13 protein-coding genes are annotated in these 14,721 nt (G+C 40.4%); 8 read left to right on the forward strand and 5 right to left on the reverse strand.

From position 1 onward, the window contains the following. Positions 1-2: 2 nt before the first annotated feature. The 4 genes from AN944_RS08955 to AN944_RS08970 all read right to left on the reverse strand — a co-directional run bounded on the left by AN944_RS08955 (position 3) and on the right by AN944_RS08970 (position 5,023). Entirely contained in the window at positions 3-1,214 is a 1,212-nt protein-coding gene (locus tag AN944_RS08955) for an NnrS family protein (RefSeq protein WP_055024266.1), read from the reverse strand. Positions 1,215-1,476: 262 nt separating this feature from the next. Beyond that, on the reverse strand, positions 1,477-2,943 hold the full coding sequence (phrB, locus tag AN944_RS08960; protein WP_055024267.1) for a deoxyribodipyrimidine photo-lyase: 1,467 nt from the start codon (positions 2,941-2,943) through the stop codon (positions 1,477-1,479). A 51-nt stretch (positions 2,944-2,994) separates the two neighbouring features. Then, positions 2,995-3,954, reverse strand: coding sequence for a DUF523 and DUF1722 domain-containing protein (locus AN944_RS08965; protein WP_372037444.1), 960 nt, complete (start codon positions 3,952-3,954; stop codon positions 2,995-2,997). Between the two features lie 178 nt (positions 3,955-4,132). Further along, a complete protein-coding gene (locus tag AN944_RS08970; protein WP_408005080.1) occupies positions 4,133-5,023 on the reverse strand; it encodes a DUF368 domain-containing protein in 891 nt (296 codons plus the stop codon). 337 nt (positions 5,024-5,360) lie between these two features. On the opposite strand from AN944_RS08970, the gene AN944_RS08975 reads away from it, so the two are divergent. From AN944_RS08975 to AN944_RS08995, 5 genes are all read left to right on the forward strand, one after another. After that, a complete protein-coding gene (locus AN944_RS08975) occupies positions 5,361-5,834 on the forward strand; it encodes a hotdog fold domain-containing protein (RefSeq protein WP_055024269.1) in 474 nt (157 codons plus the stop codon). A 98-nt stretch (positions 5,835-5,932) separates the two neighbouring features. Further along, the gene (locus AN944_RS08980) at positions 5,933-7,153 is read left to right on the forward strand and encodes a DUF418 domain-containing protein (protein ID WP_235530879.1); all 1,221 of its coding nucleotides are present in this window, start codon (positions 5,933-5,935) and stop codon (positions 7,151-7,153) included. An 8-nt stretch (positions 7,154-7,161) separates the two neighbouring features. Next, positions 7,162-7,785 (forward strand): YceI family protein, encoded by a 624-nt coding sequence (locus AN944_RS08985; RefSeq protein ID WP_055024270.1) that lies wholly within the window; start codon positions 7,162-7,164, stop codon positions 7,783-7,785. Positions 7,786-7,890: 105 nt separating this feature from the next. After that, positions 7,891-8,235, forward strand: coding sequence for a DUF1294 domain-containing protein (locus tag AN944_RS08990; protein WP_055024271.1), 345 nt, complete (start codon positions 7,891-7,893; stop codon positions 8,233-8,235). Between the two features lie 100 nt (positions 8,236-8,335). Further along, on the forward strand, positions 8,336-8,806 hold the full coding sequence (locus tag AN944_RS08995; protein ID WP_055024272.1) for an FKBP-type peptidyl-prolyl cis-trans isomerase: 471 nt from the start codon (positions 8,336-8,338) through the stop codon (positions 8,804-8,806). A 152-nt stretch (positions 8,807-8,958) separates the two neighbouring features. Here AN944_RS08995 and AN944_RS09000 read toward each other — a convergent pair whose 3' ends face one another. Further along, a complete protein-coding gene (locus AN944_RS09000; RefSeq protein ID WP_055024273.1) occupies positions 8,959-10,173 on the reverse strand; it encodes a Xaa-Pro peptidase family protein in 1,215 nt (404 codons plus the stop codon). A 221-nt stretch (positions 10,174-10,394) separates the two neighbouring features. Here AN944_RS09000 and AN944_RS09005 point away from each other — a divergent pair, with 221 nt between their 5' ends. The 3 genes from AN944_RS09005 to AN944_RS09015 all read left to right on the forward strand — a co-directional run bounded on the left by AN944_RS09005 (position 10,395) and on the right by AN944_RS09015 (position 14,624). Further along, complete coding sequence (locus tag AN944_RS09005) at positions 10,395-12,182, forward strand: aminopeptidase P family protein (RefSeq protein WP_055024274.1); 1,788 nt, start codon at positions 10,395-10,397, stop codon at positions 12,180-12,182. A 218-nt stretch (positions 12,183-12,400) separates the two neighbouring features. Then, positions 12,401-13,702 (forward strand): DEAD/DEAH box helicase, encoded by a 1,302-nt coding sequence (locus AN944_RS09010; RefSeq protein WP_055024275.1) that lies wholly within the window; start codon positions 12,401-12,403, stop codon positions 13,700-13,702. A 286-nt stretch (positions 13,703-13,988) separates the two neighbouring features. Beyond that, complete coding sequence (locus tag AN944_RS09015) at positions 13,989-14,624, forward strand: peroxiredoxin-like family protein (RefSeq protein WP_080915173.1); 636 nt, start codon at positions 13,989-13,991, stop codon at positions 14,622-14,624. Positions 14,625-14,721 lie beyond the last annotated feature (97 nt).

The raw sequence follows: 14,721 nt of genomic DNA on the forward strand, positions 1-14,721 counted from the left end.
TATTAACCAGGTCGTCCATCAATTCTTGGACGAGATAAAATAGGACTATAATGCCAAACGAATAGCGCAAAGGCCGTAAACCAAAAGCCACCCGCAATCCATAACCAAACCTGTGTATTAGCCGGCATAAATAGCGGCATCACCGCTCGAAATAAAGCTGCAATAGGTAGGCACGCAAATGCTAATACCATGTTTGGACCTTGATAAATGTTTCTGCTGGTATGTCCAAGTGACACCCTTGAAATCATTGATAAGCACAATGAAGCTAAACAGCCAATGGCAAACAGGTGCAATAAACTCCGATAGGCAAATTCATCATTGATAAACCAACCTAAACCCAACAATGAAATAGGCAAGGATAGATAAGATAGATGTAATGACCATAGCATTGGCTCTTTCACTGTTTTGTGCGGTAACCAGCGGCTGATTCTGACTAAGTGCAATACGCCAGCACTTAGCAATAGCACTTGCTCAACCGCTATTGGAAAGATTTCAAAAATGGCTTGTATAACAAGCGTAATCATTAACACAAGTAAGCTTTTCTCAATGGCAAAAATTGGTTCAGCTTTTGGCAGCTTTACTCTCATCGCCGTGAAAAAAGGAATGACTCGACCACCTACTATCGTAATCAACAAAGCCAACCAAAATAACATTCCTTGCCAAATTTGATTAGCTAAAATGAAATTACGTTCTTGTAATGCGTAATAACTCACAAGATTAACCACAAGCGCCACTGTAAGCATGATAGAAAAACCAATATTTTGCCATTGCTTCACACGATAAACATTCCGCCACATGGTGAAGGCAGCAATGCCTAAAAACACGCTATCAAAAAAAGCAGGTAAAAATAGTGGAATATCAAAAGGCAATAACAACAATAGTCTGGCTAAAAACCAACTGGTAAATGTTAAAGCCAACATAGGCCCTTTCAAGCTAGGTTGATTAGTCCAAGTTTGTACTGCCGTCAGTAAAAAACCGCACACGATAGCCATTGCAAAGCCAAATAACAGTTCATGTGGATGCCACCATAAAGGCAATACATTTGACCAAAATTGACTATTAAACAAACTGTATTCGGGAATGTACCAACCCATTAACCACAATGGAATATAAAGCATAGCTAACGCCGCACCGCCTAAGAAAAAAGGCCTAAATGCTAATCGCCATATTGCTGCGGTATTTTCAGTTTCTGCCGGATCGTCAATATTTAGCATGATATTCAAACCTTTTAACTTAACGTGAGGAATCGCTTTAAAGATGCATTTAAAATATATGTTTATTGTATGTTGTTAATTCTATTCCAGCAATCATTAAAAATGGTCAGTGTTACTAACCTAGTTGAAACTGTGATCTCTCGCAAATAAAGGCAATGAACTATCTTGATGACTTTGGTTTAAGTTAGATTTGAAAAGGCAGTGTTAACAACAAAAAAAGCCACTTAAAAGTGGCTTGTATTGATAAAAATTAGATAAGGCATTAACGCTTTAGCGAACTTAATACTTCTATAGCTCGCTTGCGTGCAAAGCTGTGCTCAACAATAGGCGAAGGATAGTTCACTGACTTGGCTTGCTTATCACTAAACAAATCATCAAACATTTGAGTGTCTTTAGTAAAGGTAGGTTGGTGAATTGTTTTTAGCAGCGCATCTTTCAATTCAGGTACATAGTGTTTAATAAAACTCGCATCGGGATCGAACTTACTGCTTTGATTCATCGGGTTAAACACTCTAAAATAAGGTTGTGCATCGCAACCTGTTCCTGCCGACCATTGCCAACCACCATTATTCGCGGCTAAATCACCATCAATTAAATGTTGTCTAAAATAGCGCTCTCCCCACCGCCAATCTACGAGTAAGTGCTTGGTTAAAAAACTTGCCACCACCATTCTTAATCGATTATGCATCCAACCAGTTTGATTAAGTTGCCTCATGGCAGCATCAACAATCGGGTAACCTGTTCGTCCTTCACACCAAGCAGAAAACTCTTCAATGTTATTCCGCCATTGAACGGAATCTCCTTTCTCATTAAAGCTTTTTTCTTTTGATAGCCTTGGAAAAGCCACTAATAAATGACGATAAAACTCACGCCATGCCAGTTCATTAATCCAAGTTTTCGCAGGACTGGTGTCGTCCACCAGCGCTTCAGGAAATCGATTAAGGGCAGAGACTAAACACTGCTTAGCACTAATCACTCCAATCGCTAAATAGGGGGATAATTTACTGGTACTGTCTAAAGCAGGGAAATCTCGCTCTAAATGGTAATCTTGAATACTCTGCGAGCAAAATTGATCTAAAATGCGTTTTGCCTCTCCTTCCCCTGCACGCCAAAGATGACTCGACTTTTTTTCTGCATCAAAGACAATTGCACTTGGCTCGGGTAAGGCCGCAGCAATTGGTTTCGGAACAGCAAGCGGTGCTATAGCCATACCTGCAGTGATCTCACGCCACTTTTTAGAAAAGGGAGTAAAAACTTTATACATTTGCCCTGATAGGTTGTTCACGCAACCAGCGTTAACAATGCAATCTTGAGCCACAAAATCAATTGGAAGTCCTAATTTAAGCAGCTTCTCATCACGTTGACGTTCATTAATTTCGGGTTCTTGAGTCGCAAACACTTTTTCTATTTGGTGTTGCGCCAAAAACGATGGCATCCACTCAACAACATCATCAAATAAAGGAAGGTGCACTACGTGAAGTTTAACCCCAAGTGTTGCTAACCCTTTGGCTAAAATATTGACATGTCGTTCAATAAAATCAATTTGAATAGGAGCAACATCATGGCGGCGCCATTGCTCTGTGCTGACAACGTACAAAGCTTCGACTTGTTCGTTGTTCGCTTTTGTTGGACTTGATAACGCAGATTTCGCGTAAGCAAATGCTTCACAAAGCGCTAGGTTGTCAGCAAGACGCAAGTCTTGCCTAAACCAAATGAGTGTTTTCATCATTAAGCCTCTATCTCAATAGGAACAATTATTAATATTATCAGTGAGATAAATTTAGTAGGCGTAACGTAGTCGTAATGCCTCAGGATGAGGATTTAGGTACACCTGGCCTTCAATGTAAGGCGTTGGGTACTCACGTAAGTAATGGTTAATCAAGGTTATTGGTACCAACAAAGGCAACACACCTTCACGGTACTTCATAATTGATTCGCTCAACTCTTGCTTTTGCTCTTTTGACAGATGCTTTTTAAAGTATCCTTGAATATGTTGCAGTGTGCTGGTGTGATTTTTTCGTGATGCGATAAGTTTCAGCGCCGTCATAAACCCTTCAAAATAAGTTTGAGCTGACTCATTTAGATCTTCTATGTTGGCTAATATCGGACCTAAATCTCGATACCATTGCGGGCTATGCGCCATAAGTAAATACTTGTAACGAGCGTGAAACTGCATCAGTTTGTGCTTTGTCCAACCTTCAGCCTGTAAACAATGCCATTCATGATATGCATAAACACGAGTAATGAAGTTTTCTTTAAGTAAAGGGTCATGTAAACGCCCTTCTTCTTCAACTGGAAGATGAGGATATTTGTCCATCAGCTTTTTGGCAAAAACACCAACGCCACTTTTAGTCCCGTTATTGGTGCCGTATTTATATTCGATAACACGTTCCATACCGCAAGTCGGTGATTTAGCGCAGAGAATATATCCGCCAATAAAATCGAGCTCGCCAACTCGTTTTTCACTGTATTCGTTTAATTTATCAGTAACATCAATTGAACCGTCTGCACTTTTGACGAAGATTTTATCGCCATCACGCTCTTGACGTATACTTTTTCGTGGAGCCCCCATTCCAATCGCCATTTCAGGACATACACTGATGTAGTCAAAAAATGGTGCTAGGTCGATATTACAATAGTTAGAATTTTTATGGCCGCCATCAAAACGCACTTTTTGACCTAATAGGCAGCTGCTAATACCAATTTGAATTTTTTCAGGGTTAAAGATTTCTTTGTTCACGATACAACTCCTTGTGGCTTAATAAGCATTACGTCATGTCATGCTATTGAGATCACTTGTGTCTTTAAATATTAGTCTTTAACTCATTAAATTATAATAAAAAGTAAAATTAATTTATTCTCAAAGTAACATTAGCGAGAATTAGCCCATTACGGGCTAATTCTCAATATTAGTCTGCCTACTTAGCAGAATGCTTACCAAATTTTTCCAAGCCCCACACCAGTCCAATACCGACTAATAAACAGGCAATAGCGGCAAGCAGTTGTGACGACTCCCCAGTTAACTGCTCAAACTGCATCGGTGATAAATTTTGCTCAGTTAGAGGGACTTGCTCACCTTTCGAATTTTCACGCCAAGTTAGTACTTCTTTCCATGGCCAGATTTTCCCTAAGGTGCCCAGCATCAATCCAGTTAAAAATAGCAATGTCTCATCATGAAACTTACGTAACATGGCAGACAATACATGGCTAAAACTCAATAAACCTGCTACGCAGCCTAATGCAAAACACGCAAGCATAAGCACATCAAAGCTTTTAGCTGCCGCTAATACCGCAGGATAAAGTCCTAGAAGTAATAAAATAAAACTACCTGAGATCCCTGGTAAAATCATGGCGCAAATGGCAATGCAGCCTGCAAAGAAAAAGGTAAGGTAACTGACATCAAGTTCAATAGGGTTAAGTACGGTGATAAACCAAGCGAACGCCACACCGAGTACAAACAAAATAAAACGTATCAAATTAATCCTGCTCACCTGTTTGAGCATGTGCACAACAGAAAAGAGAATAAGCCCAAAAAAGAACGACCACACAGGGATTGGGTGATTTGTCAGTAACCATGAAATGAGCTTAGCCAGTGTAAAAATACTGGTCAGAATACCGCCAAAAACAGCGACTAGAAATGGACCGTTAATATGTAAAAAAGCCGCTTTGATACCTTGTTGTTTTATCACTCCAAACAAAGACGGATTGATCTTTCGAATACCGTCTAAAAGTGGATCTAAAATCCCTGTGATAAACGCAATCGTGCCGCCTGATACGCCCGGTACAACATCCGCGGCGCCCATCGCCATTCCTTTGAAAAAATTTAATAGTTGCTGCAAAGCTAATCCTTAATAAAACGCTGAATTTAATTATTTAAAATTGCATTACCTTGTCAAAACATGCGCTTTGACTCAGTGGTAGCTTGTATGATGTTCTTGATGCGTCCTATGACCTAGGCCTATGAGTAAAGTTCTCAAACCTCATCATTAATTTAAATAAATTATACCTCGATATTCTCTAATCTCTGTCATTAATCTTTTTTCAATTTCATTGGCATATGTGCAAGGCGTTACAAGGATGTTAAACTAACCCAAACCAACTCATCAGACCAGATGTCAAAATAATTCTAATAAGAGAAGGATCGATATGAGCAACAAGCCTAACCATGTATTAGCTTTATATAACAAAGTAACCAAATACCCATTCGGGAATAAAATTTTCTCGATTATGGTGTCACGAATGGCTCCCTATTTTGCCACGGTAAAGCCTCTCGTTACTGAACTAAAAGTCAATCGCTGTGCTTGTTTAATCAAAAAGCGCAAAGCGGTGCACAATCATATTAAAACTGTACATGTGATTGCTATTTGTAATGGCTTAGAAATGGCAATGGGTGTGATGGCCGAAGCATCGATACCTAAGCACCTACGCTGGATCCCAAAAGGAATGACAGTCGATTATACCGCCAAGGCAGGCAGTGATATTTTATGTGTTGCAGAAGTCACACCCGAACAATGGCAAGTTGGTGACTTACTGGTTCCTGTCAATGCCTATGACACCGATGGTAATGTGGTTGTTCGCGGCACAATTAAATTGTGGATCTCTGAAAAACCACAAAAATAAGCCTTTCTATTACAGCCTAGCTGTTGCTATCTTTTTGATTCAGTGACTGTTAGGCTTTTAATCATCGATCACCACACAAAAACAATATGAATAGCGAAATGGATTCTGCAGCTCATATTAGTACGCCTACCAGCGTCACCAATACTGGCCCAAATCAAGTCAATACCATCAACGAAAGCCATGGAAACCGTAACCATAATATCGACGCCTTAAGGGGATTAGCTATTCTTGGCATCTTATTCATGAATATATTTTTTATGAATGATAGTTTTTACGGTTATGCCCCGCATTTAATTCAGCCAAAGATGGATATATTCACAGAGGTAGTTAGTAATGTATTTCTGGAAGGCCGATTTTTAAGCCTTCTTTCCATCTTATTTGGTGCAGGTTTATTGGTGCAATTTCAGCGCTATGAATCGCAAAGTCTACCTGCTTACCCATTAATGAAAAAACGCCTCTTATGGCTTATGTTAATTGGGCTAATGCACGGCGTATTTATTTGGGCTGGCGATATATTATTAACTTACGGTATCAGCGCTTTTTTAGCGCTTAATTATATCAATAGCGATCTCGAAATACTCAAAAAGCGCGCAACTCAATTTGTTGCTCTTTCACTTATTTTAGTCGCTTTGTTTAGTTTAACAATTGAAGATGATCTGTACTTTCGGGGCTCCGAACTGCACCTTGAGCAATTACAAGAATGGTCAGCTGGCTATCTCAACACCGTCATATTGCAGCTTATTCAAGTGGGATTCATGCTTATCATAACGCCCTTTACACTCATTTGGTTTATTGGCGGTTTGATGATGTGGGGAATGGCGCTTTACAGGCAAGGGATATTTGAACACGGGTTAGATAGAGTCACGTTACTAAAATGCATTACGTGGACCATTATATTTTCTATTATTGATACTTTATTGGGTTTTTCATCTAATCCGGTGCTAAAAGAGCTATCCGCAACCACAGTGATAATAAGCGCCATTCCCATGGCGATGATTTATATCCATTTGATTGTTAACCTGTGCAAAAACAGTCCACATGCATTAAGTCGTTTGCAAGATGTCGGTAAACTAGCCTTGAGTTGCTACATTATCCAATCCGTTATTGGCGTGATATTATTTCGCTATATTATTCAATACTATGCACCTGAATTACATTTGATTCTGAATAGAATTGATTACGTCTTTATTGCTGGGATAATTATTGGATTACAGCTAGTGTTTGCCCCATTGTATTTGCGGTTCTTCAAGCAAGGGCCATTAGAAGCATTATGGCGAAATCGAGTTCGCCATAGTCAAAGCAAGATGACCTCACTGTGAGCTACCTTATGAATAAATGGATTATTAACAAGTCGCTTATATGCTCAATCGGCGCAATATTGATGTTATCAAGCTGCGTCAGCTGGGTGGCCCCCAATGTTAAATCTGAACTGGTTGCACTGCAGCCCGGTGAATATCAACTCGATAAGAATCATGCTGCACTTCTCTTTAAAATTCAGCACCTTGGTTTATCGACTTATGTGGGGCGTTTTAATCAGTTTGATGCTGAACTGACTTTTGACCCAGACAATATGACCGCAGCGAGCTTAACCGCTGTAGTCGATATTCAATCTGTTGATATCAACAATCCAGACTTAGCTGAGACCCTACAAGAATCCACTTGGTTTGATTCTGAAACTTTTCCTCAAGCGATATTTGCAAGCCATACAGTCACTCCAATATCTGAGAGCCAATTTAATTTTACAGGCAACTTAACGCTTAAAGGGGTCAATCAACCTGTCACATTCAAAGCAACCTTTCATGGCGGCGCAGATAATTGGATGACAGGTAAGTACACTGTAGGGTTTAGTGCAATAGCTCGCATTAAGCGTTCTGACTTTAACATGAGCAGTTATATACCGATTGTCGGTGATGAAATAGATTTAGAAATTTATGCTGAATTTTTAAAATAGTTCTTGCTTAAAGCGGCTCTTGTTTAAAATAGCCCTTTTATGGCATCCCTTATGTAAAGTACCCCTTATTAACATCGCCTTGAACATTTAACCAAACGAGCACCAATGAAACTATTTGGATTGATATCTTGCCTAGCACTCATCATTGCAAGCTTTAGCCTATCTAGCTATTTAGGTTATTACGTGCTGCTCATAAACCTGATTTGTGCCGCCGTGACTTGGCATGATAAACGTGCTGCCAGTAAGCAAACATGGCGAGTGAAAGAGCGTACCTTATATATTTTAGCCTTCATTGGCGCCTGGCCTGCGGGCGTTCTTGCGCAGCAATATTTCCGCCATAAAACGCAAAAAACGCCCTTTAAGTGGATTTATTGGGTGATGATTGTTCTAAATATTTTATTAGTTATAAGCATGTGTTACTTGCAGTTAAGACACACAGGCATAAATTAACGCAAAGTCACCTTAAGCAAGCGTGAAACTTTACCCCAGCACTATCAATCAGTAACATGCGTAAAACGACAATCCACCAGAATACACACGAGAACTTACTATGAAAGTCTTATTGGCTATTTGCGTCATCGCTGGACTCATCTTTTACTTTTTTACTCAATCAAATAATAAAAAAGCAGCTCAAGAAAACATTATTAAAGGTGATGCGTTCTTGCTAGAAAATCAGAAAAAAGAAGGGGTTGTAACAACACTGTCAGGGCTTCAATATTTAGTCATGCATAAAGGTGAAGGAACTGAGCATCCTAAAGCAACGGACACAGTTACTGTGCATTATCATGGCACTTTGATTGATGACACAGTGTTTGATAGCTCAGTGGAGCGTGGTCAAAGTATCGATTTCCCACTTAATCGTGTAATTCCAGGTTGGACTGAAGGTGTTCAGCTAATGACAGTTGGTGATAAATTTAAATTTTTTGTACCAAGCACCTTGGCTTACGGTAACCGCGCGGCAGGTAAAATTGAAGGCGGTTCAGTGTTAATTTTTGAAGTTGAATTACTCGCGATCAACTAAATCAAGCGTTCAACTAAATCAAAGTATTAACTCAATTATCACTCTAACACTTAACAAAACGCCCATTAGTCATTGCTAATGGGCGTTTTTCAGCATTAGGTAAATATCAACGTTTACTGCCTGATGTCGATTTAATCAAATGATAACTAAATCTACGCTAGGCCAAAAGGATCATCGATTGATTTAGCGGGTTCAGTGAACCAAACCGCTCCCTTTTCGGTCATGTAAAAATGGTCCTCATGGCGCACGCCAAACTCTCCCGGCACACATAACATAGGCTCATTACTAAAGCACATTCCAGCAGTCAGTTCAGTATGATCATTTAATACCAAATAAGGCCACTCATGGATGTCTAGTCCAACACCATGACCAGTTCTATGGGGTAAACCTGGTACATCGTAACCAGGGCCAAACCCCGCATTTACAATGACCTCACGCGCGGCTTTATCGACACTCGCACAGGTTTTACCAATTTGAGCAGCCTCAAAAGCAGCTAACTGAGCTTGTTGCTCTAGCTGCCATAGTTCACGTTGGCGCTCATTAGGCTCACCAAAAACATAAGTACGAGTGATATCAGAATTGTAGCCTTGTAGCTGACAGCCAGTATCAATAAGTACCGTATCATTTACCTCAAGAGATTTAGGCGACTTAACCCCGTGAGGATAAGCAGTATCTTCACCAAACAACACAATACAGAAATAAGAACCAGCAGAGGCGCCAACCTTTTTATGCGCTTCATGAATGAATTGCTCCACTTCAGCAGTCGTGATCCCTTCACGTAATATGCTAGCTGCTGCAATATGAACAGCCAAAGTCATGTCTTTGGCACGTTGTAATAAAGCAAGCTCTGATGCTGACTTAATCATCCGGCAGCCAGCTGTAATGCTTTTAGCATTGACGTATTCAAGCTCAGAGTTCGCTAATCGCATGCCATCAAAAATGAAAAACGCAGTTGACTCATCGATGCCAATTTTACCGGAAGATATACCCATCTGGCTGACTGTGTTGGCAAAAAGTGCGTAAGGGCTTTCATCTTCATGCCACGTATTTACCTTACCTTTAATCGCCATGAAGCCTTCTAAAGTATCTAGCTCAAACGCAGGTGCAATATATTCAACATCACCTGTTGCTGGGATGATGGCTCCAACCATGCGCTCACTGGCGTACCATTTAGTCCCAGTAAAATAGTATAAATTGGTACCAGCATTAACATAAATGGCTTCTATGCCCTGCTGCTGCATTAACTGTTGCGCTTTAGCAATACGTTGTTCAAATTCCACAAGTGCAATACTAACTACATCCTCTGTCATGTCCGATAAACTTGCCAGCGCTTGCTCTTGAGTTTGAGTACCAACTCCAATCGTCATAAATGACTCCAAAAAAAGTTAAGGGTGATGAGATTTTTGTCTTAGTGTAAACTGCAATTTGAAAATGTATACAATATAAATTCATATCAGTATTTACTGGTTTATCGCTCATGTAACATTTGCCCAATATAGTCTTTAACTTGCAAAGCGCCTCGGGCAATTGCGATAATCGCCTTTCATCAATAAGACTGAATCAATCAGCCCTCTCCAACGGAGTTATCATGTCAGACATTATTAATCAGCGCCTACAGGCCATTCGTGAAGAACTAACTAAACATAATCTCGATGCGTTTATTATTCCTAGAGCTGATGAATACCTCGGAGAATATGTCCCTGAGCGAAATGAGCGCCTACTATGGGCAACGGAATTTACTGGATCTGCTGGGATGGCAATTGTCTTAAAAGATTCTGCGGCAATTTTTGTTGATGGTCGCTATACCGTACAAGTTAAGCAACAGGTTAATGGCGAACTATTTAGTTACGAAAGCTTATACGATACCCCGCAAGTTGAATGGCTCATTGATCAATTAGGCTCAGGTAAACGTGTTGGAATCGACACTCGACTGCATACATTAGCTTGGTACCAACAAGCTGAGCATAAACTTACCAAAGCGGGACTTGAGCTAATCAGTGTTGCAGAAAACCCAATTGATATTCATTGGCATGACCGCCCAGTATTACCTAGTGAACCTATTACCCTATTTAGCCATGAAGGCGCCGGGCGAAATAGCCTTGAAAAACGTCAACAGATTGGTGCACTAGTCGCTAAAGAAGGCGCAGATATGGCATTGATTGCTGCGTTAGATTCTTTCTGCTGGCTACTTAACATCCGTGGCAATGACGTTCCACGTCTACCTGTCACATTGGGCTGTGCATTATTATCAACCAATGGTGATATGACCTTATTTGCTGATATTGCCAAAATGCCAGCTGGATTCATTGAACATGTTGGCGCTGGTGTTGATTTCAAAGATGAGTCACTTCTAGCTGATTCTTTATCGCAACTTAACGGTGTAAATCTATTAGCTGACCCAAATACTGCCAATGCGTGGAGCCAACTCTCGGCCCAACAAGCGGGTGCAGTATTAGTTGCAGGTAGCGACCCTGTCGCTTTACCAAAAGCACAAAAAAATGCAGCAGAACTTAACGGAATACGCGCAAGCCATGTTAGAGATGGCGTAGCCGTTAGTCGTTTCCTTGCATGGCTTGACCGTGAGGTGGCCGCTAATGTGATGCACGATGAAGCACAGCTCGCTGATAAGCTTGAATCATTTCGTTTAACGGATCCACTTTACCGTGAGCCTAGCTTTGACACCATTTCTGCAACGGGTGGTAACGGCGCGATGTGCCATTACAATCACCTTGATGGCACGCCAAGCCAAATGACCATGAACAGCATTTACCTTGTTGACTCTGGCGCTCAATACATTGACGGTACGACTGATGTCACTCGCACCATCGCAATTGGTCATGTCACTGCTGAACAACAAAAAATGTTCACCTTAGTGCTTAAAGGCCATATTGCTCTTGATCAAGCTAAGTTCCCGAAAGGCACATCAGGCCAACAACTTGATGGATTTGCTCGCCAGTATTTATGGCAACATGGGTTTGATTATGATCATGGCACGGGTCATGGCGTGGGACATTTTTTAAGTGTTCATGAAGGCCCACAACGCATAGGTAAAAATGTTAATGGCGTAGCATTATTACCAGGAATGGTGCTTTCTAATGAGCCAGGTTATTACCGTGCTGATGAATTTGGTATTCGAATTGAAAACTTGGTGGCAGTTATCCCTTCACCGACACTGGTTAATGCTGAACGTGAGATGATGGAATTTGATGCACTCACCTTAATTCCGATGGATAAACGCCTAATTGATAAATCAATGTTAACTAAAGCCGAAATCAATTGGTTCAATCAATACCATGCCAAAGTATTTAGCACGTTATCGCCACTCATGCAGGGTGAAGATTTAACATGGCTTACTCAAGTGACTAGTGAGTTATAACAACGCCATAAGTCAACGCTAACGAGCACTGAATACCAAGTTTTGAACAAAAACTTGGTATTTTTTTGTGTTTTTGCCTGTTTCTTCAAAATGTCATTAGATTAAGTTAAGAATTAATCAATTATATTTGTTATACTCCGCCGCCGCTTCTTATAGCAGTTATACTGAGCTTGTAAATAACCCGTTGAACGACGTGATAATGATAGGAACATATACCGATGAAATTTGAATCTTTTAGCTTCGCCCCTGAAATATTAAGTGCGATCGCTGATTGCGGTTATAAAACTATGACACCCGTTCAGCAACAAGCTATTCCAGCTATCCGCCGTGGTGAAGATGTACTTGCAAGTGCGCAAACGGGCACAGGTAAAACAGCTGCTTTTGCACTGCCTTTACTACAAAAAATGGTTGAGAACCCACGTGAAGTGCAACACTCAAACACCCGCGCGCTTATTTTAACGCCGACACGTGAGCTTGCTGCACAAGTTGCTGAAAACATCACCGATTACAGTAAAAATATTAACATTGAAGTGCTGACCATCTATGGTGGTGTAAAAGTGGCAACACAAGCGCAAAAACTAAAGCGCGGTGCAGATATTATTGTTGCCACCCCTGGTCGCCTTTTAGAACACCTATTAGCCTGTAATTTAAGTTTATCAAACGTGGAATTTTTAGTACTAGATGAAGCCGATCGTATGTTAGATATGGGCTTTAGCACTGATATTCAAAAAATCCTGCAAGCCGTTAATAAGCAACGTCAAAACTTACTCTTCTCAGCTACTTTTTCAACATCAGTGAAAAAGTTAGCCAATGAAATGCTTAATAAGCCAAAAGTGATTACCGCTAATAAGCAAAACACCACAGCAGCAACAGTAAGCCAAGTAGTTTACCCCGTAGAGCAGCGCCGTAAGCGTGAGTTATTATCAGAGCTCATCGGTACCAAGAATTGGCAACAAGTATTAGTGTTTACCGCAACACGTGATGCCGCCGATGTATTGGTTAAAGAACTGAATTTAGATGGGATTCCATCTGCAGTTGTTCATGGTGAAAAAGGCCAAGGCAGCCGTCGCCGTGCATTACGTGAATTTGTTGAAGGTAAAGTTCGTGTGCTAGTAGCAACAGAAGTGGCAGCCCGTGGTTTAGATATTCAAAACCTAGGTTATGTTGTTAACTATGATTTACCTTTCCTTGCTGAAGATTATGTTCACCGTATTGGTCGCACAGGTCGAGCTGGTAAATCTGGCACTGCAATTTCATTTGTTAGCCGTGAAGAAGAGCGAACTCTTGCGGATATTGAAAAGTTAATCGATCAGCCTATTCGCAGAATTACCATGCCAGGTTACGAAGTCGGCAGCAGAGAGTTATTGCTAAAACAAATTCAAAAACGTCGTAGCTTTGCCAAAAAACAGCAACGAGTTGACAATGCGGGTGCACAAGTTGTTGCAGAGCGAAACATGCAAGGACGCCGTGTCACTGTTGGTAAATCAACCAGCACAGTTAAGTATAAAAAACTAAAATAGTTCATTAACTTAATATCAAAGCTTATCTAAATTAAGGTGCTACAAGCGCCTTTTTTATTGCCCCTCAAAGTTCAATAGCTGTCATTTTTATCGCTACACACCTAAGATGTAAATTTAAATTCACTTTTAAATCTATATCATGAAATAAAAACTGTTATGCTCGGGTCTAGTAGATTGTGAATGTAAAGTCACTGCTATGCACACTTTAAATTGAGACAACAATGAAGTAATGCCTTGTGTGGCATTCAATAAGACTAACCCTTTTTATTTGAATATGGATTTCAGCATGTTAAAAAAACTTATGTTAGCCGCAGCAATCACCTTGTTTAGTTTGCCTTCGCTGGCTAAACCAATAGCCAGTGATGAATACCACGTCATGCCATTAATGAATGGTCAGCAGATCCCAAGTGTTGTTTTACAAGATGTGAAAGGCAACAAAGTAGATTTAGCTGAGCTAACAGCGCAAAAGCCAACCATTTTCTTTTTCTACCGTGGTGGCTGGTGTCCATTCTGTAATATCCAAATGGGTCAGCTAAAAGCGATTGAGCCTAAGCTAATTGAAATGGGCTTTCAATTAGTAGGGATTTCACCTGACTCACCCGCTAAATTAAAAGCATCAATGACTGATAATGAATTAGATTACTTGCTGCTTTCTGATGAAAAAATGGCAGCATCACAAGCATTTGGTATTGCATTCTATACTAGCGAAAAAGTCACCAGCATGTATCAAGCTAAACTTAATGTGGACAATACCTTATGGACGACACCTGAAGGTGACAAACGCCTAGTTCTCCCTGTTCCTGCGGTTTATGTTGCAGATAAAAGTGGATTAGTGCATTTTCAATATATTAATCCGAATTACAAAGTCCGTCCGGCGCCAGAGTTAATTTTGACTGCTGCAGAATTACTGCAAAATCAGTAACCTGAATCTTAGCGTCAACCTTGGCGATAACTTATTGTTGTCGCCTAGTCCCCTCTTCTTTAATCAGTCCGGTTTACCCGCTTTTTCTTCTTTTAAA

It is taken from the genome of Shewanella sp. P1-14-1, assembly GCF_001401775.1.
GTDB classification, from domain to species: Bacteria; Pseudomonadota; Gammaproteobacteria; order Enterobacterales; family Shewanellaceae; genus Shewanella; species Shewanella japonica.